Source organism: Salipiger mucosus DSM 16094, from assembly GCF_000442255.1.
Lineage (GTDB): Bacteria > Pseudomonadota > Alphaproteobacteria > Rhodobacterales > Rhodobacteraceae > Salipiger > Salipiger mucosus.
On the sequence record NZ_KE557273.1, the window covers coordinates 377,126 to 394,372 of the forward strand.

The 17,247-nt window shown below is 68.7% G+C and carries 14 protein-coding genes; 9 read left to right on the forward strand and 5 right to left on the reverse strand.

The window, feature by feature from the left end:
- Nucleotides 1–39: 39 nt before the first annotated feature.
- Nucleotides 40–717 (forward strand): hypothetical protein, encoded by a 678-nt coding sequence (locus SALMUC_RS30875; protein ID WP_021119709.1) that lies wholly within the window; start codon nucleotides 40–42, stop codon nucleotides 715–717.
- On the opposite strand, the gene SALMUC_RS01940 is transcribed toward SALMUC_RS30875, so the two are convergent.
- The 4 genes from SALMUC_RS01940 to SALMUC_RS01955 all read right to left on the reverse strand — a co-directional run bounded on the left by SALMUC_RS01940 (nucleotide 714) and on the right by SALMUC_RS01955 (nucleotide 4,369).
- Nucleotides 714–1,790, reverse strand: coding sequence for a methylglyoxal synthase (locus SALMUC_RS01940; protein ID WP_020040822.1), 1,077 nt, complete (start codon nucleotides 1,788–1,790; stop codon nucleotides 714–716). The two genes, SALMUC_RS30875 and SALMUC_RS01940, sit on opposite strands and share 4 nt — an antisense overlap.
- A 3-nt stretch (nucleotides 1,791–1,793) precedes the next feature.
- On the reverse strand, nucleotides 1,794–2,495 hold the full coding sequence (locus SALMUC_RS01945; protein WP_156883347.1) for a PfkB family carbohydrate kinase: 702 nt from the start codon (nucleotides 2,493–2,495) through the stop codon (nucleotides 1,794–1,796).
- 241 nt (nucleotides 2,496–2,736) lie between these two features.
- Complete coding sequence (locus tag SALMUC_RS01950; RefSeq protein WP_020040820.1) at nucleotides 2,737–3,333, reverse strand: L,D-transpeptidase; 597 nt, start codon at nucleotides 3,331–3,333, stop codon at nucleotides 2,737–2,739.
- Between the two features lie 136 nt (nucleotides 3,334–3,469).
- The gene (locus SALMUC_RS01955; RefSeq protein WP_020040819.1) at nucleotides 3,470–4,369 is read right to left on the reverse strand and encodes a LysR family transcriptional regulator; all 900 of its coding nucleotides are present in this window, start codon (nucleotides 4,367–4,369) and stop codon (nucleotides 3,470–3,472) included.
- A 124-nt stretch (nucleotides 4,370–4,493) separates the two neighbouring features.
- On the opposite strand from SALMUC_RS01955, the gene SALMUC_RS01960 reads away from it, so the two are divergent.
- The 4 genes from SALMUC_RS01960 (at nucleotide 4,494) to SALMUC_RS01975 (ending at nucleotide 11,610) form a co-directional block, all read left to right on the forward strand.
- Nucleotides 4,494–6,113 carry a GMC family oxidoreductase gene (locus SALMUC_RS01960; RefSeq protein WP_020040818.1) on the forward strand — a complete coding sequence of 540 codons (1,620 nt, stop codon included), beginning with the start codon at nucleotides 4,494–4,496 and terminating at the stop codon, nucleotides 6,111–6,113.
- A gap of 330 nt (nucleotides 6,114–6,443) precedes the next feature.
- Entirely contained in the window at nucleotides 6,444–7,067 is a 624-nt protein-coding gene (locus tag SALMUC_RS01965; RefSeq protein ID WP_020040817.1) for a GNAT family N-acetyltransferase, read from the forward strand.
- A 295-nt stretch (nucleotides 7,068–7,362) separates the two neighbouring features.
- Nucleotides 7,363–10,353, forward strand: coding sequence for a hypothetical protein (locus tag SALMUC_RS01970; RefSeq protein ID WP_020040816.1), 2,991 nt, complete (start codon nucleotides 7,363–7,365; stop codon nucleotides 10,351–10,353).
- 72 nt (nucleotides 10,354–10,425) lie between these two features.
- Nucleotides 10,426–11,610 (forward strand): hypothetical protein, encoded by a 1,185-nt coding sequence (locus SALMUC_RS01975; RefSeq protein ID WP_020040815.1) that lies wholly within the window; start codon nucleotides 10,426–10,428, stop codon nucleotides 11,608–11,610.
- A gap of 141 nt (nucleotides 11,611–11,751) precedes the next feature.
- Here SALMUC_RS01975 and SALMUC_RS31755 read toward each other — a convergent pair whose 3' ends face one another.
- A complete protein-coding gene (locus SALMUC_RS31755) occupies nucleotides 11,752–12,192 on the reverse strand; it encodes a M10 family metallopeptidase C-terminal domain-containing protein (RefSeq protein WP_156883348.1) in 441 nt (146 codons plus the stop codon).
- Between the two features lie 1,122 nt (nucleotides 12,193–13,314).
- Here SALMUC_RS31755 and SALMUC_RS01985 point away from each other — a divergent pair.
- The 4 genes from SALMUC_RS01985 to SALMUC_RS02000 all read left to right on the forward strand — a co-directional run bounded on the left by SALMUC_RS01985 (nucleotide 13,315) and on the right by SALMUC_RS02000 (nucleotide 17,224).
- On the forward strand, nucleotides 13,315–13,527 hold the full coding sequence (locus SALMUC_RS01985) for a response regulator transcription factor (protein WP_037370960.1): 213 nt from the start codon (nucleotides 13,315–13,317) through the stop codon (nucleotides 13,525–13,527).
- Nucleotides 13,511–14,161: a response regulator transcription factor gene (locus tag SALMUC_RS01990; RefSeq protein WP_020040810.1), complete on the forward strand. Its 651-nt coding sequence runs from the start codon at nucleotides 13,511–13,513 to the stop codon at nucleotides 14,159–14,161. Before SALMUC_RS01985 ends, SALMUC_RS01990 begins: the two co-directional genes overlap by 17 nt.
- 270 nt (nucleotides 14,162–14,431) lie before the next feature.
- On the forward strand, nucleotides 14,432–15,751 hold the full coding sequence (locus tag SALMUC_RS01995) for a nucleotide sugar dehydrogenase (protein ID WP_020040809.1): 1,320 nt from the start codon (nucleotides 14,432–14,434) through the stop codon (nucleotides 15,749–15,751).
- Between the two features lie 6 nt (nucleotides 15,752–15,757).
- Nucleotides 15,758–17,224: a glycosyltransferase gene (locus tag SALMUC_RS02000; RefSeq protein WP_020040808.1), complete on the forward strand. Its 1,467-nt coding sequence runs from the start codon at nucleotides 15,758–15,760 to the stop codon at nucleotides 17,222–17,224.
- Nucleotides 17,225–17,247 lie beyond the last annotated feature (23 nt).

A 17,247-nucleotide genomic window follows, 5' to 3' on the forward strand; every position in this document is an offset into this window, starting at 1 on the left:
CACCTCATCGTTCAGGCGTGCGAGGCCGGCACCATCCGAATGCAGTTCGAGGGGGAGCCGATCAACTCCGCCGACCTGCCGATGGGGCTGGCGGGGGCCGGGCCCATCGACGCCGACGCGGTCTCGGTCGTGCTGGTGCCGCATCTCGACCGGATCTACGCCGAGATGGGCCGCCTCTGCGCCCCGCGCGGCGGCGATCCGCACCGCTGGGTGAACCCCGAGTTCCACGGCTGGTGGGTGGCGCGCGACTGCGCCGTGGCGGTCGACGTGGGCACCGGCATGCTCGATGCCTACGACCGCTTCCTGGCGCGGTTCTGCGAAAGCTATCACCCGGCCTACAATGGCGGGCTGCCGCTCATCCACCCGCAGCCGGCGGGGATCGCCGTCACGGACCCGAACGCGCAGTTCGTGGGCTGGCACGCCATCACCATCCTGCGCGTGGCCGAGGACCAGTCCGGCGCCATGCGGGTCTATTTCTACAACCCCAACAACGACAGCGGGCAGGACTGGGGCGCGGGCGTCGTGGTGTCGACCGGGGGGCACGGCGAACGCTACGGCGAGGGCTCGCTGCCCTTCGAGCAGTTCCTCTCGCGGCTCTACCTCTTCCACGACCAGCCCCTGCGGGAAGGCACGGGCGCCGAGGTGCCCGCCGGCCTGCTGACCCGCGTGCTCGACATGGCGCGCGAGAGCTGGGCGACCGACCGGGTGCCGGCCTAGGCGTCGCGCCCGCCCAGCAGGGCGGCGGCGACCATGTCCGCGGCCGAGGCGCTCAGCGCCACCGGCGTGTCGTGCAGCATGGCAAGGCGCGTCAGCGCCTGCAGGTCTGCGTCGCCGCCGTGCGCCGTGGTCGGGTCGGCGAAGAAGATCACCGCGTCGAGCTCGCCCGTGGCGATCAGCGCGCCGAGCTGCTGGTCTCCGCCGTGGCTGCCGCGCTGCAACCGGCGCACGGTCAGGTCCGGCGCCGTCTCGGTCACCAGCCGCCCGGTGCCGCCGGTGCAGATCAGCGCGTGCCCCTCCAGTGCGCGCGCATGCCGCCGCACCCAGGCGCGCAGATGCGACTTGCGCGTGTCATGTGCCGCCAGCGCGATGCGCCGCGGCGCGGTCGAGCGCGCCCGGGCGCGCGCCGCCAGACGCAGGATCGCGCGGACCTGCTCGGCAAAGCCCTCGCCCTCGGCCGGGAAGGCGCCCGCCAGCGCCGCCGTGCCCACGGTGAAGCCCGCGGCGCCCGCTTCGGCCACCGCTTCGATCCGCTCGGGGCTGTCGATGGAGCCGGCCATGATCACGGGCTTTTCGACCGCCGAGCAGACATCACGCATCAGCCCCGGCACGTCGCCCGCGAAACGGTAGGCCAGCAGGTCCAGCCCGTGCACGTGCTCGAGGTCCGCGAGCCTGCGGGCCGAGTCGACCACGTCCTCCGCCGGGCCCTCCAGCACGCTCGGGTGCCCGGTGATCCGCCCCGGGAAAGGGTAGTAGCGCAGCGGGTGCTGGCGGGTCAGCTGCGTGACCTCGCCCGCGCGCGTGCCGCCCAGCAGGCAGTCCACGTCCAGCTCGATCGCCGCGCGGGCCGAGGCGAGCTCGCTCTCGGCGTCGAGGCTCACCACCTCAAGGTAGGAGCGCCCGCCCGCCGCGCGGATCGTGTCGGCGAGGCCCTTCAGTTCCGCGAAGGGCAGGCCGACGTCCTTGAAGCCGATATGGCGCACGCCGCCCTCGAGCGCCTCCTCGAGCCGGGCGTGGGCGTCGGGAATGGTGCGGTCGTCGGCGGTGAGCATCAGGATGAAGTCGAAGGCCATGGGTCAGCTCTCCTCGCAGGGGTCATGGGGCAGGGGCGCGGCATGCGTCCAGCGCGCGGCGCTTTCGGCGATGGCAAGATGCGGCGCGCCGAGGCTCGCCTCGATGAGCGCGTCGAGGTGCCCCAGCGCCGCTCCGGGGGCGAGCCCGGCAGCGATCAGCCCCGCGAAGGCGTCGCCCACGCCATGCGGCACGCCGCGCCGCTGGGGCGTCCGCCAGTGACGCGTTGCTCCGGTCGTGACCTCGGTCACGCCGGTCTGTCCCGCAGGCGCCGGGGCGGAGGTGACGATGACGCGCGGCACAGGCAGCGCGCGGGCCGCGGCGGCGCAGTCGCGGGCGCTCTCGCAGGGGCGTCGCGAGAGCCAGCCCAGTTCGAAGCGGTTGGGCGTCGCAACGTCTGCCAGTGGCAGGAGGTCGGTGCGCAGAGCCTCGCCCACCGCCTCGGGCAGGTAGAGCCCGCCCGGCGCGTCGCCCAGCACCGGGTCGACGACGACGCGCGGCGCGCCCAGGCCGCGCACCGTTTCGGCGGCGAGCGCGACGTGCTCGGGGCTGGGCAGGTAACCGGTCAGCACCGCGTCCACGTGCGTGAGCCAGCCGTTGGCCGCAAGCGCGTCGCGCATGGTCGCCAGCTGCGCGACCGGAACGGCGCCCCCGGCGACATGATCAAAGCCGGGATGATTGCTGAGCATCGTCGTGGGCAGGTGCATGACCTCGTGTCCCAGCCCCCGCAGCACGGGTGCGGCGGCACTTCCGCCCACGTGGCCCGCGGCCACCCAGCTCGACGAGGATCAGGATGCGCGCCACGGCGCCGCACCTCGTATCCCGGAAACCGCCGCCATGTCGCCTGATCCTCCACCGCGCCTGCCTTGCCCGTCTAGCATTCGGACGGGCGCGGTGGAATGGCCTCGCGGGAGATCCGCGCGGAGACCCCGGCAGGTCCCGGTGGATCTACCCGTTGTTGCCCGAGATCGTGGTGCCCTGCATGTGCGGATGAAGGACCACGCGGGAATTCATCGGCACGCGGGCGTAGAGGTCGATCATGTGCTCGTTGATGAGGCCCGCGCAGCCGTTCGACACGGCGCGGCCGATGGTGTTCGGATCGTCGGTCCCGTGGATGCGCAGGAAGGTATCGCCGCGCTCCTCGGTGAAGAGATAAAGCGCGCGTGCCCCGAGAGGGTTGCCCGGACCGCCGGGCATGCCCGACTCCTCGTACTTGGCGTACTTCTCCGGCTCGCGTTCGATCATGCCCGGTGTCGGCGTCCAGGAGGGCCACTCCTTCTTGGCGCCGACGAAATACGTCCCCGGCTCGTAGAGGTCGTCTTTCCCGATGCGGACCGGGTAGACGATGGCGCGACCCTCGGGCAGCGTCAGGTAGAGGCGGAAGGTCTCCGGAATGACGTGGACTTCCCCGGCGGGCGGGTAGGGCGCGGCCATCTGGACGACATGTGGGGGCGTCAGCTCCGTGGCCTCTTGCGCGGCCGCGGATGACACCGCGGGCAGGCACCCCAGTGCCAGCCCGCTCAGGATGAAGTTTCTGCGTTTCATGACTTTTCCAGATAGTGCGGCCTCGTGCGTCGACAGGGCTTGGTATGCAAATTTCTGCGACCATGACGTTACTTGCGCGATCCGGGCGACCGTCCGCGCACCGGGATCGTCCGCCGGAGCCAGTGAGGTGCCGGCGTCAGCCGGCATGACGCAGACTGGCCGCCTCGGCCTGGGTTGCCGTGCGGATGTAGTCGGCCACCCTCCGGACCCGGGAATTCTCGCGGTCGTCCTCGCTGAAGAGCAGCCAGTAGGCGCGCGAGAAGGCGATCTCGTCGGGCAGGATCGTGACGAGGTCGCGGCCCCTCGTGATGAAGCAGGGCAGGACGCCGAGCCCGGCACCCGCGAGGATCGCGTCGAGCTGCGCCTGCACCGTCGCGGCCTTGTAGCGCGTGACGATGCCGGGATGGATCTTGCGGTTGAAATCGAGTTCGCGGGTGTAGAGCAGCTCGTCGATGTATCCGACGAAGGGCAGCGCCGCGAGGGCGTCCCGGGTTTGCGGCAGGCCGTGCCGGGCCACGAAGTCCCGCGAGGCATAGAGCCGCAGGTCGTAGTCCGCGAGGCGCTGCATGATCATCCGTCCACTCTCGGGCCGGTCGAGGCTCACGGCGATGTCCACCTCGCGCGTCGAGAGCTTGTGCGTCGCCGGCAGGGGCACGAGTTCCACGGTCAGGTTCGGCTCCTGCGCGCAGAGGCCCGGCAGAAGGCGCGAGAGCACCGCGTTTCCGAACCCGTCGGGCGCGCCGATGCGCACCCGCCCCGCCAGCCCGCCCGGACGCTGGAAAAGGTCGCGGATGGTCACCGCGCGGGCCTCCATGTCTTCGGCAAGAGGCATCAGCGCCGCGCCGGCCTCGGTCGGGGTCAGGCCGTCGGCGCCAGGCTCGAAGAGCTTGGTCTGCAGCAGCGTCTCGATCCGCTCGACATGGCGTGCCACCGTCGTATGGCTCACCCCCATCCGCTTACCAGCCCGGCTCATCTGCCTCGCGCGCGCGGTCTCGAGGAAGAAGCGAACGTCGTTCCAGTCAAGTTTGTCGGGCATGCATCCCTCCGTTTCTCAGATGCAGAATGCACGAAAACTGGCTCGGATTGTGCAAATTCGTGCATTCCCTTCCCCTGCACTGCGCGGACACAATAGCCGAGACGGGAGCAAGGGGAGCGTTGCAGTGGAAGATCTCGGAACCTACGACTACGTGATCGTCGGCGCGGGCAGTGCCGGCTGCGTTCTGGCCAACCGGCTGAGCGAGGAGCCGGACAAGCGTGTGCTGCTGCTCGAAGCGGGCGGACGCGACAACTACCACTGGATCCACATTCCGGTCGGCTATCTCTACTGCATCGGCAATCCGCGCACCGACTGGGGCTACAAGACACAGGCCTGCGACGGGCTGAACGGGCGCGAGCTTCTCTACCCGCGCGGCCGCGTTCTGGGGGGCTGCTCGTCGATCAACGGCATGCTCTACCTGCGGGGGCAGGCGGCCGACTACGACGGCTGGCGGCAGATGGGGCTCACCGGATGGGGCTGGGACGACGTGCTGCCCTACTTCCGCAAGTCCGAGGACTATGTCTCCGGAGCCGACGAGATGCACGGCGAGGGCGGCGAGTGGCGGGTCGAGGACCAGCGCCTGAACTGGGAGATCCTAGACGCCTGGAAGACGGCCGCGATCGAGGCCGGCATACCCGAGACCGCGGATTTCAACCGCGGCGACAATTTCGGTGTCGGCTACTTCAAGGTGAACCAGCGCAACGGGTGGCGCTGGAGCACCGCCAAGGGGTTCCTGCGCCCCGCCCGGAACCGGCCCAACCTGCGGGTCGTCACGCAGGCCCAGGCCGAGAAGGTCCTCTTCGAGAACCGCCGCGCCGTGGGCGTGCAGCTCCGCCACGAGGGCCGGCCGGCCCGCGCCATGGCCTCGGGCGAAGTGATCCTGTCGTCCGGGGCGATCGGCTCCGTTCAGCTCCTGCAACTCTCCGGGGTGGGGCGCGGCGAGTACCTGAAGTCGCTCGGCATCGACGTGGTGCACGACCGGCCCGAGGTTGGCGAGAACCTGCAGGATCACCTGCAGGTCCGCTGCGCCTACAGGGTCCGCAATGCCACGACCCTCAACACGCTTGCGAATACCATGGGTGGCAAGGCCCGGATCGGGCTGGAGTACCTGCTGACGCGCTCCGGCCCGATGTCGATGGCGCCAAGCCAGCTCGGCGCCTTTGCCTACTCGTCGCCGGACGTCGCGACGCCGGACCTCGAGTATCACGTCCAGCCGGTCACGCTCGACGCCTTCGGGCAGCCGCCGCACGATTTCCCGGCCATGACGGCGAGCGTCTGCAACCTGCGTCCCGAGAGCCACGGGCACGTCCGGATCACATCGCCCGACCCGCAGGACCATCCCGAGATCCAGCCGAACTACCTGTCGACCGAGGGCGACCGGCGGGTCGCGGCCCGCGCGGTCAAGCTCACGCGCAAGATCATGGCCCAGCCCGCGCTCGCGCCCTACGCGCCGGAGGAGTTCAAGCCCGGCCCGCATTACCAGACCGACGAAGACCTCGTGCGCGGGGCAGGGGACATCGCCTCGACCATCTTCCACCCGGTCGGCACGGCGCGCATGGGCTCCGACCCCGGCGCCGTGGTCGATGGCGCGCTGCGCGTGAACGGGGTGCAGGGGCTGCGCGTGGTCGACGCCTCGGTCATGCCGCGCATCACCTCGGGCAATACGAACTCGCCGACGATCATGATCGCGGAAAAGGCGGCCGACCTGATCCGCGCGGCGGCAAGGACGGGCGAGATGGCCTGAGCCCGGCGGTCTCGCGTCCTGCTCCCTCCTGGGCCCGGGGACGACCACAGGTTGCCGGAAGTCATGTCGATCGCGTGGGTCTCTCCACCCGGTGCCGCTTCGGGCAAGGCTTTTCGCGGCACCAGTGCGTTGGCAGGCCGGTGCTCTTGCCGGTGATACGGTCGCACCACCGGAACTGCCCCAGGCAAGCGCCGGTCCCGCTTCCGCAGCGCGGAGCCGGGTAGTTTTGCGGACCATGCTCGCCATCGCCCGGGGGCGGCAGGCGCTTGCCACAACGACTCAGGTGCGGATTGCTGGCAAATTTGGTAGAACGTGCGCGGGGAGGACATCATGCCATACACGAACAGGATGGGTTCGGGCGTGCTCGGCATGCCATCGAGCCGCGAGGCTGCGCTCCGATACGAGATCGATGGCCTGAAAAGCGACCTGCGGGCCTTCGTCGCCGTCGCCCTGCAGCATGGCCTCAGGGATTTCTGCGAACAGCGGTACCCGGACATCGTGCGGGAGCTCGAGGCGGGCGTCGAGCGGTCGGAGGAGCGCGTCGAGCGCAAGTACGCCAAGATTCTTGCGGCGCTCGAAAGCGTCCCGGGGCTGAGAGCCACCCGCGGCGAGACCGGAGAGCGGACCTATTACCGGAATGCCGTCGATGACGTCGCCTATCTCGAGCATGGACTCGAGGACAGACGCTTGGTTCTCAATGGTATCTGGGTCGCGCCCTCATACCGGGGCCGGGGGATCGCGCATCGCATCCTGCGGCGCCTCGTGGAGGCGGCGGACGAGGCCGACTGCGGAATTGTGCTCTACCATGAGCCCTTCGGGGACCAGGGGTTGGAACGGGACGACCTCGAGGATTTCTACAATCGCCACGGGTTCCAGCGCCACGAAGCAACGCCGGACGGGTTGTTCCGCTTCCCGAAAACGCCCCTGGACCTTTACGCACGCCACCAGGGCTGAGGCGCCTCTCCCGCGCCGCGTTCGCGCCCGGACGCCTGCGTCCGGCGCTTGACGTGTTGCGCGCTCTGGCGGCATGCGATCGCGGTCGCACGACACCGGCTTCGCGTCACGGCAGCCTTGATCCAAGAGGCCACCTCGTCGCGCCGAACTGACCCATGATCGCGGGCGTTTCCGGGAGGTCAGGTCCGGGCCTTTCGAAGAACGCCTTGCTTCGTCGCGTTGCACAGTTGCCATGCACAACTTTGACGTGCAATCTTGTTTCCATTACTCCATTTGATGGAAAGATCTTGTCTTCATGCCGCGCTTTCTCTCCGCCCTCGTCGTGCTGGCGTTGCTGTCCGTCGACCGCGCTTCGGCGCAGGATGACGCCGCCGGTCTCCCGCTGCCCTCGTCGCTGCCGCTTCTCGACTACCAGTCGACGCTCTATCCCTTCATCGCCGAACGCCGGTTTGCCGAGCTGGGCTGGCTGCGCGACAAGCGCTGGCGCGACACCGGGCCCTTCGTGCTCGACACCTCATACGGCATCCATCCGGCCGTGCGGATGTACTACTCGCCCGAGATCGTGGACTGGCTCGAAGGCGGCCGCGAGGGCCGCGTTCCCGACGGCGCGGTGGTGGTCAAGGAAATGGCGACGCCGCCCTCGGCGCGCTACGTCGAATATCGCCGGATGCTAGACTACCTGCACCCCGACGCGCCCGAAACCGTCGAGACGAAGATGCTCGACTTTCTGCGCAAGACAGGCGGGCTGAACTGGACGGTCATGGTGCGCGACAGCGCCCTGTCGCACGGCGGTTGGTTCTTCGCCGGGATCGGGCAATCGGCCGAGGTCGACAGCTTCGACGCGCCCTTCGCGCCGGCCTCGGGGCAGGCGGCCGACGGCATGTGCATGCGCTGCCATGCCTCCTCGGCCGAGGAACTGATCTTTTCCTCGCTCGAGAACGTCGAGGGCTATCCGGGCGAGCCGCTGATTTTCCGTGTCGATGAAAGCTGGCGCGACATGGAGGGTTTTCCGCCCGGGCCCTTCAACCTGCCGCCCGCGCAGCGCCCGGCCATGGGTCAGAGCGAGGCCGCGCTCATCAGGGATGTCTTTCACAGCGACGCGGCTTTCGCCGCCTCGAACAAGACCGGCGACACGTCGCCGACAAAGATCAACCCGGCCTTCGCCGAGGCCTTCCCGCCCACCGGCGGCATCTCGATCCCTGTCTCGCAGGTGCAGACCATGCCGAGCGAGTGGCTCGACCACGTGCCCTCGCGCCCGGAGGGGCCGCAGCACTTCCTGACCTCGGACAACTGCATCGGCTGCCACGGCGGTCTGGGCGGCCCGCCTTCGGGCACCACGATGTTCCTGCAGACCGGCCCGGACTACGGCGACGGCTACAACATCTCGGAATACGGCGAATGGCGCTGGTCGCCGATGGGCCTCGCTGGCCGCGACCCGATCTTCTTCGCGCAACTGGAAAGCGAGTTCGCCCTGCTCGAGCAGGCCGGCGCCGGCGATCTGTCGGGCAGCCTCGGCACCACATGCCTGTCGTGCCACGGCGCCATGGGGCAGCGGCAGCTGCAGATCGACGCGCAGGCGGACCCGGACGCGGGGCTCGATCCGAACGTCTTCAAGCCCGAGTACCTGTCCCTGCACGCCCCGCTGACCGAGGCGGAGGAGGCGGCGCAGAAGGCCGATGGCACCTTCCCATACCACGAGTACGGCAACCTCGCCCGCGAGGGCATTTCCTGCGCCGTGTGCCACCATATCGCGCCGCCCGAACGGGCCGAGGGGCAGCCGGACTACAACGCGCTCGACACCTACCTGATGAACGGCACCACCGGCGTCTTCCGGATGACCGAGGCCGACCGGCTGATCGGCCCCTTCGAGGACGTCCGGCAGAAGCCCATGCAGAACGCCATGGGCATCACACCGGTGCAGGACGACTACATCAAGGATAGCGAGCTTTGCGGCGCCTGCCACACGATCAACCTGCCCAACGTCGATGCCGACAAGGACGAGCCGCTGGATGGCTATACCGAGGCGGACCAGGCGGTCTTCAACCAGGCGGCCGCGAATGGCGCCGCGTTCCTCGGGCGGGAATACGGCGTGACATTTCCCGAGGATCTGACCGGTTTCCAGCATTCGGTCGAGCAGGCGACCTACCTCGAATGGGTCAACAGTATCTACAGCGAGGCGGGGACGGCGCGCTCCTGTCAGGACTGCCACATGAAGTCCGACTTCCAGAGTGCCGACGGCAAGCTGTCGGTGCCCTTCATCACCACGCAGATCGCGACCATCCAGGATACCACCCTGCCTGCGGTGACGAACCTGCTGCCTGAGGAGGAGGTCGACGTGCCCTTCCGGCAGGGCTATCGCCGTCACAGCTTCGTCGGTCTCAACGTCTTCATGGTCGAGATGATGCGCCAGTTCCAGGACCAGACGGGCCTGAGCCGCACCGACCCGATGACCTACGCCACCAATGGCGCGCAGCTCTCGATCGACACCATGGCGCTTCAGGCGGCCAACGAGACCGCCGGGATCACGCTGAACCTGCGGGCCGAGGCCGAGGCGCTGGTGGCCGACGTCGGCGTGACCAACCGGACCGGGCACCGGCTGCCCTCGGGCGTGGGCTTCCGCCGCGCCTTTCTCGAGGTGCGGGCGGTGAACATGCTGGGCGAAACGCTCTGGTGCTCGGGCTGCACCAACGGCGCCGGGGTGATCGTCGACGGCGCGGGCATGCCGCTGGAGACCGAGTTTCTCGACGTCGTGCCCGAGGGCGCGGACATGGCGCTCTACCAGCCGCATCACCGTGTCGTCAGCGACCAGTCCCAGGTGCAGATCTACGAGGAACTGACGCGCAACGCCAAGGGCGCCTTCACCACCAGCTTCGTGCACCGGGTCTCGCACCCCAAGGACAACCGCATCCTGCCGCACGGCGCGCGGAGGCCGGGCACGCCGGAATTCGCCGCCAAGTTCGGCGACAGCGAGGTCACCGCCGCCTTCATGAAGGCCACGGTTCCCGAGGGGCAGGCCGTGCAGGACGTGGATTTCGTCGCGGGAGAGGATCGCGTGCAATATCGCATGAGCCTCCCCGAGGGCACGGATCCGGCGGATGTGACGGTAACGGCGACCCTCTATTCGCAGGCGATCCCGCCCTACTACCTCAAGCAGCGCTTCGAGACGGCGCCCGATGGCCCGGCCACCCGGCGCCTCTACTACATGGCCAGCCGGCTGGAAACCGAGGGCACCCTGATCGAGGACTGGAAGCTTGCGACGGGGACCGCCACGGCGCGCCTGCCCTGAGGCGGGCCGCGCCCGCGCGGACGACAGGATTTTTCAACGACGGATTTCAATGTAGCAAGGGAGGAGATCATCATGCCAAGGGTATTCAAGGGGCTGGCGACCGCCGCCTTCATCCTCGTGCCGGCCGTTCCGGTCATGGCGCAGGATTACAGCGGCTGTACCGCCGACGGCTGGCTCGACAAGAGCGACGAGGCCTTTGCCGCCGATTGTGCCGGGATGGCCTTCTCGGACTCGCTCGAGGACCGGGAGCGGGTGGCGTGGATGTTCTTCGCGCGCGTCAACCAGCTGATCCAGGACCCGGACGGGGACGGCATGTCCGGGTCGGGACAGGTCCCCGTCTGGATGGCCTGGCCCACGGACCCCGACACCTTCGACTCGGCGCAGCCCTTCGATTTCGGAGACCCGCCGCGCAACGAGATGCTCCCGAGCACGGAAAAGAAGGACATCCTCGCGGGCCGGATCGCGACCGAGGATCCCGACGGCGCGAACGAGGAGGTGACCCGCAACAAGACCAGCTACGACTACCTTGTCAGCAGCGGACTGACGACCAAGCGCGACGTTGCCGCCTTCTTCGACGAGAACGACTACGTCGACATGCCCGTCGGCTCGGTCGAGCTGAAGGCCTCGTGGCTGCAGGTGCCCGACGGCACGCAGGCCCCCGAGGGCGCGCTCACCTTTGCCTTCGAGAGCGACACCTACTGGTGGCGCGGCATCCACATCATGGTGAAGATGCAGCCGCTGCCGGACCCGGCGCAGATGTTCTACTCCGAGGAGCCCAGCTGGTTCTGGACGACCTTCGAGTTCAACGACAATCCCGGCGTCGGCCACGTTCGCGAAGACCTGACAACGCAGCGTGCGCCGCTCTCCGAAACCGCGATCGCGGGCATCCTCGAGACCGCTGGCCTCTCCGGGTTCGGGTTCGAGGCCTATGCCCCGAACGGCACCCAGATTCGCTTCACCAAGGGCGGCACAGGCGAGACCCCGGTGATCCTTGGTCACACGGACATGGAGGATTTCGCCGGCAGCCCCAACACGGCGCAGCCCCGCTACTGGACCGGCTTCGAGGCCAGTTGCCACAGCTGTCACGCCACGGCGGCCTACCATCCCGGGACCAAGGCCTTCTTTCCGTTCTCGGTGCCGACCGGCGCGCTCGATCCGGGGTACAACAAGGCCGACAAGGACGGGATCGTGCGGTACCTGGGCCAGGGCTACAAGCCGCTCGACTTCATGTGGCCCATCGCGTTCCAGGCGCGCTGAGACCAGCGGATGCAGTGGCGCGCGCCCGTTCTTGCGAACGGGCGCGGCCGCTTTGCCGGCCAGATTCCTCCCCCTGGGACGAACCGGCTCCGCGGGGCGCGCGGATCAAGGGGCTGACGGCGGTTCAGCCCGGGCCCAAGCTTAAAGGACCAGGTTCTCGGCTCCGATGTCCACGCCGACCTCGATAACCAGGTCGGCTGCTCCGTCGCCGTCGACGTCGCCAAGCAGCCGCCCGCCGGATTGCCACAGGGATGCGCTGCCCTCTTCGCCGAACACGAAGGCCTGGTGTCCGGGCGCCTGGCTGTCCGCGTCCACGTGCGCCAGGTTGATGCGGTCGAAGTCCGGGTCGAAGTCGAGGAGGATGTCCATCTCGTTCCAGGTGCTGTCGGTCGCCTCGCGGAACTGGAAGATGTCATAGCCGCTGCCGCTTTCCAGGGTGTCCGCACCGGGCCCGCCGACCAGCATGTCGCTGCCGGTGCCCGAGGAGAGGCGGTCGTCTCCCGCTCCGCCCCAGAGCACGTCCCGGCCGCCACGGGACCAGATCGTCGTCCCCGGCGCCGCCCCGCAGGATGTTGCGTGCATCGTTGCCGACGAGGATGTTGTCGGTCGCCCCGCCACGGCCGTCGATAGCACGTCGTTGCCCGCGCCCCGTCCAGCCAGTCGCCGCCGGGTGTTCCGGAGACGCTGTCGTCGCGGCGGCTGCCCACGAGTTCCGAGACCATGACCGTGTTCGCGGTCCGGTCCGTCGGCGCGCCGTAGGAGGTGCCGTCGTTGAAGAAGTTGCTGGGCGACAGGAGGTCCATCGCCGCATCGCGCAGGCTGCGGTCCACGAGCACCGTGTTGCCGGTGTCTCGGCCGCCGTGGAAAATCACGTCGCGGTCGGTCTCGGCGATATGCACGAGGTTGCCCGCGGCAGAGGACCAGCTGGCGAAGACCACCGAGTGCCGCATCTCCTGATCGGTCAGCTCGACAAGGCGGCTGTCGAAGACGTCACGCAACTGGATGGCATATCCGTTTCCGCCGCCGCCCCGGTTGTGCGCCCCGGTGACGATCAGGCCATCGGCCGAGAGATTCGCGCTTTGCGCGATGTTGATCCCGACGGAGGGCACGTCATGCAGGGCGATATCCGCGAGGTGCAGCCCGGCCGTGCCCTCGATCGCGATCGCGGCGTCGCGGTAGTACGCCGGCAGTGTGTTAGAGAACTGCGACGGATCGGCCGGGCCAAGTCCGTAGTCCACCGACAGGCGCTCGAGCGTCACGTTCTCGGCAAGGTCGATCTCGCGCAGGGTCGTGACATCCATGCCGAACTCGAAATGCACGCCGGTCTCGAGGGTCACGTCGTTGCCGTCCACGTCCGCGACCCTGACGAGCGAGCCGCGCAGCGGCGAGTCGGTCTTTCGCCAGTCGGTGTCGCCGATCGCGTCGAGGAACGAGTTCGTGTTGGCGGCCTCGATCTCGAGCCAGTCGCCGGCGGTGATCTCGTGCGGCCCCGCGACCACGATGTGCCGCGCTCCGAGCGCCGCGTCGGAGGCCAGCGCGAGCGCGTCGCCGGTCTCGGTGGTGCCGACGCGGATGGCCGGTCCGTCGAGCTCCTCGGCGCCGAGGATGGTCTCGCCTGCGCCGGCCCCGACAATGGCGATGTCGTCTCGGGTCACGGTGAGAGGCTCCATCAGCCCGTAGACACCGGCGGCGAGGCGCAGGGTCGTGCCGGCGGACGGCACAGACGGGCCGTCGGACCGGGAACGGGACGTGCTCCTGGCCTTCGCCCGGGGCGATCCGGCCAAGATCATCGCCCGCGCACTGTCGATCAGCCCGAAAACCGTCGAGACCCACAAGTACCGGGGGCTGTCCAAGCTCGGCCTCTCGGGACGGTCCAGCCTTCTGAGCCACGCCCTCGATCATGGCTGGCAGCTCTGACGCGAGCGGCGGCGATCGGAATGCGTGCCGGGTCGTCGTCGCGGACGCCTCCCCGATTTTCGCCGACGCCCTGTCGGCGCTTCTGAACAGCAGTCCCGAGCCCGGACGCGAGATCCGGGCCGTGGCCGTCGCCGGTGGCGCGATCGCCGTGATCGACGCGCGCCCGGACCTGGTGATCGTCGATCCGAACCAGGAAAGCGCGCTCGAGGATTTCGTCGCGCAGGTGGGCGAGGCCTGTCCCGAGGCACGTTTCGTGGCCTGTGCCTCGAATCCCTCGCTCGAGCTTGCGCGGTTCTGCATGGAGCTCGATTTTCGCGGCTTCCTGCCCAAGAGCCTGTCGCGTGAAGCGATGATTCGCGCCCTGGCCGTCATCGTCGCCGGCGGCAGCTACGTCGACCGGCAGTTCGGGCGGCGGCTGATGCGACCGGGCGGTGGGCGCAGCCCGCTCAGCCGGCGCGAAGAGACCGTACTGCGCCGCATGTCCGAGGGCAGCAGTGCCGCCGAGATCGCCGACGGGCTCGGCATCTCGTTCAAGACAGTCGACACGCATCGCGTGCGCGCGATGACCAAGCTCGATCTCGCCGACCGCAGGGCGCTGGTGCGCCATGCGCTGGCCCGCGGCTGGCTGGCCTGACCGCCGCTGCAACATTCGAACAGGGTTTAGACCCAAGCGGGCGGCGCCTTGACCGGGCGGCCGTCCGCTTGCGTTCGGCCCATGCGCGGCCGGGTCGGAAATTTCCCACGCCGCACTGCAGAACAAACCTTGGAACCTGTCACCGGTCCCACAGCAGATCGGGAAATCGTCCCGACTGAAGACCGCTCCGCCGTTTCGATACGCCTGTGTCCAGCAAGAACGATGCGCGGTTGCGAGTTGTAGCGGCGCCCTTCGGAAAGGATATTGGTTATGACACGGATCAGCGTTTTCGGGATCGGCTACGTGGGGGTCGTCTCCGCCGCCTGCCTCGCCCGCGACGGACACGAAGTAATCGCGGTGGATGTCGACGCCGACCGCGTCGATGCTCTCAACCAGGGCCGGCCGCCCATCGTGGAGAAGGGGCTCGACGAGCTTCTGGCCGAGGTCGTCGCAAGCGGCAAGCTTCGCGCCACGACCGACGCGCAGCAGGCGGTGATGGACACCGACGCCTCCTTCGTCTGCGTCGGCACGCCGAGCGCTCCCGACGGCTCGGTCGGCCTCACCTACGTGATCTCTGTCTGCGAGGATATCGGCCGCGCCCTGCGCGCCAAGGACGCGCATCACAGCGTCATCATGCGCTCGACCATCGTGCCGGGCACCATGGAGGAGGTCTGCATACCGACGCTCGAGAAGGCCTCGGACAAGCGTGCGGGCACCGGCTTCGGCGTCGGCTACTTCCCCGAATTCCTGCGCGAGAGCACCGCGATCGAGGACTATGCCGATCCGGGTCTCGTCGTCTTCGGCTCGCTCGATCCCGAGACCGAGGCAGTGCTGACCGAGGTCAACGCGGACCTGCCCTGCGAGATGCACCGCGTCGACATCCGCACCGCCGAGATGGTCAAGTATACCTCGAACGCCTGGCGGGCCGCCAAGATCAGCTTCGCCAACGAGATCGGCAACATCGCCAAGGCCAACAAGCTCGACGGCCAGAAGGTGATGGGCATCCTGCAGTCCGACCACAAGGTCGCGATGTCGCCGGCCTTCCTGCGCCCGGGCTTCGCCTTTGGCGGCTCGTGCCTGCCCAAGGACGTGCGCGCGCTGCGCTCGGTCGGGCGCCAGTGCCGCGTCGCCACGCCGATCCTCGACGCCATCCTCGAGGCCAACAGCGAGCAGATCGTCCGGGCCGAGGACATGGTCCGTTCCGCCTCCAAGAAGGCCGTCGGCCTGGTGGGTGTCAGCTTCAAGTCGGGCACGGACGACCTGCGCGAAAGCCCGCTCGCGGACCTAGCGGCGCGCCTGATCGAAAGCGGCCAGGACGTGCGGATCTACGACCCCTACGTCTCCACCGCCTTCGAGAACGATCCCGGCGCCGAGGGGCGCGGCAACGCGGTGGTTCCCGGCCTCGCGGGCCGCATGGAGCGCGATCTGGACGCGCTGATCGACCGCTCGGAGGTCATCGTCGTCGGCAACCGTTACCCGGAAGTGCAGGACCGGATCGCCGAGCGCGGCTCGGACCGCCGCATCGTCGACCTGACGAGGATCGATCCCGGCCGGCTGTCGGGCGCGGAATACCAGGGCATCTGCTGGTAATCCGCGATGCTCGGTCATGTGGCATATCTCGCGCTCTGTGCGGTGCTGGCGCTTTCGGTCACGAACCGGAACTTCACGGGCACGGAAGGCGCGCTGGTCACGCTCGGCATGATCGGGACGTGGCGGTACAGTTGGGCGTTCGTGAACTTCGTTCGCGCCCAGCTCTACACCCGCCGCGTCTATCCTCGCGCCCGGCGCCGGGCCGAGGCGGCCTATGCCGCGCGCCCGGCGCCGGCGCATGCCTACTTCATGGTGACGACCTTCAAGATCGAGCCGGGCGTGACGACGCGCGTCTACGATTCGATCTTCGCGGCGGCCGGCGCCTCGCGCGGGGGGGCGACCATCGTCGCCTCGGTCGTGGACGCCGCCGACCTGCGCGTCATCCGCGACCTCTGGGAGGCGCGACGCCATGACATGCCGCAGGTGAAGCTGGTGATCGATCGCATCCCCGGCTCGGGCAAGCGCGACGCCATCGCCCGCTCGCTCCGCCTGCTGCGCCGCGAGTCGCCCACGTCGCGCGACGTCCTCGTCCTCGTCTTCGTCGACGGCGACAGCTGCGTGCCGCTGGACATCGTCGAACGTGCGGCGCCGTTCTTCACCGATCCGCGCATGGGCGCGCTGACCACCGACGAACAGGTCGAGATCCCCGAGCCGCTGTTCCGCGACTGGTTCAAGCTGCGTTTCACGCAGTGCCAGATGATGATGTCGTCCATGGCCTACGGTGGCCGCGTGCTGACGCTGACGGGCCGCATGTCCGTCTTCCGCGCGGACCTCGCCACCGATCCGACCTTCATCGCGCAGGTGCAGTCGGACCATATCGACCACTGGCGCCTCGGGCGGGTGAACTTCCTGACCGGCGACGACAAGTCGACCTGGTACTGGCTGCTGAGCCGCGGCTTCCGCATGACCTACCTGCCGGACGTCCACTCGCTGTCGATGGAAAGCCAGCCGATGCCGGGCTTCTTCGAAAGCGCCTTCGCGCTGATGCGCCGCTGGTTCGGCAACATGCTGCGGACCAACGGCCGCGCGCTGGCGCTGGGCCCGCGCCGCATCGGGACCTTTACCTGGTGGTCGATCCTCGACCAGCGGATGTCGATCTGGACGACGCTGATCGGTCCGATCGCGATCCTGCTGACCGCGATTTTCGTCACGCCGGCGGTGATCCCCGCCTACATCGCCTGGATCATGTTCACCCGCTACCTCTTCTGCTGGGCGCTCTCGACCTTTCGCGGCGGCGGTTTCCCGATCGTCTACGCGCCGCTCCTCTACTTCGGCCAGATCAGCGGCGCCGCGATCAAGAGCTACGCGCTCTTCCGGCTCGACCAGCAGAAATGGACGCGCCAGGCGGCCTCTTCGGCCAAGGCGGCGCTTCCCCTGGGCGCGCGGCTGCGCGCGGCCTCCTCCACCTACATGCACGCGCTCGCCCTCGGCTGGCTGACACTGGGCGTGCTCCTTCTCACCGGCATTCTCTGAGCCCCCGATAGCAGGATTTTCCG

Excerpts from the sequence above, each read along its gene's own strand:
- SALMUC_RS01945 (WP_156883347.1), bottom strand. The coding sequence starts at position 2,495 with ATGCACCTGCCCACGACGATGCTCAGCAATCATCCCGGCTTTGATCAT.
- SALMUC_RS01995 (WP_020040809.1), top strand. The coding sequence starts at position 14,432 with ATGACACGGATCAGCGTTTTCGGGATCGGCTACGTGGGGGTCGTCTCC.
- SALMUC_RS01990 (WP_020040810.1), top strand. The coding sequence starts at position 13,511 with ATGGCTGGCAGCTCTGACGCGAGCGGCGGCGATCGGAATGCGTGCCGG.
- SALMUC_RS01970 (WP_020040816.1), top strand. The coding sequence starts at position 7,363 with ATGCCGCGCTTTCTCTCCGCCCTCGTCGTGCTGGCGTTGCTGTCCGTC.
- SALMUC_RS30875 (WP_021119709.1), top strand. The coding sequence starts at position 40 with ATGCAGTTCGAGGGGGAGCCGATCAACTCCGCCGACCTGCCGATGGGG.
- SALMUC_RS01965 (WP_020040817.1), top strand. The coding sequence starts at position 6,444 with ATGCCATACACGAACAGGATGGGTTCGGGCGTGCTCGGCATGCCATCG.
- SALMUC_RS31755 (WP_156883348.1), bottom strand. The coding sequence starts at position 12,192 with ATGCACGCAACATCCTGCGGGGCGGCGCCGGGGACGACGATCTGGTCC.
- SALMUC_RS01955 (WP_020040819.1), bottom strand. The coding sequence starts at position 4,369 with ATGCCCGACAAACTTGACTGGAACGACGTTCGCTTCTTCCTCGAGACC.
- SALMUC_RS01950 (WP_020040820.1), bottom strand. The coding sequence starts at position 3,333 with ATGAAACGCAGAAACTTCATCCTGAGCGGGCTGGCACTGGGGTGCCTG.
- SALMUC_RS01975 (WP_020040815.1), top strand. The coding sequence starts at position 10,426 with ATGCCAAGGGTATTCAAGGGGCTGGCGACCGCCGCCTTCATCCTCGTG.
- SALMUC_RS01940 (WP_020040822.1), bottom strand. The coding sequence starts at position 1,790 with ATGGCCTTCGACTTCATCCTGATGCTCACCGCCGACGACCGCACCATT.
- SALMUC_RS02000 (WP_020040808.1), top strand. The coding sequence starts at position 15,758 with ATGCTCGGTCATGTGGCATATCTCGCGCTCTGTGCGGTGCTGGCGCTT.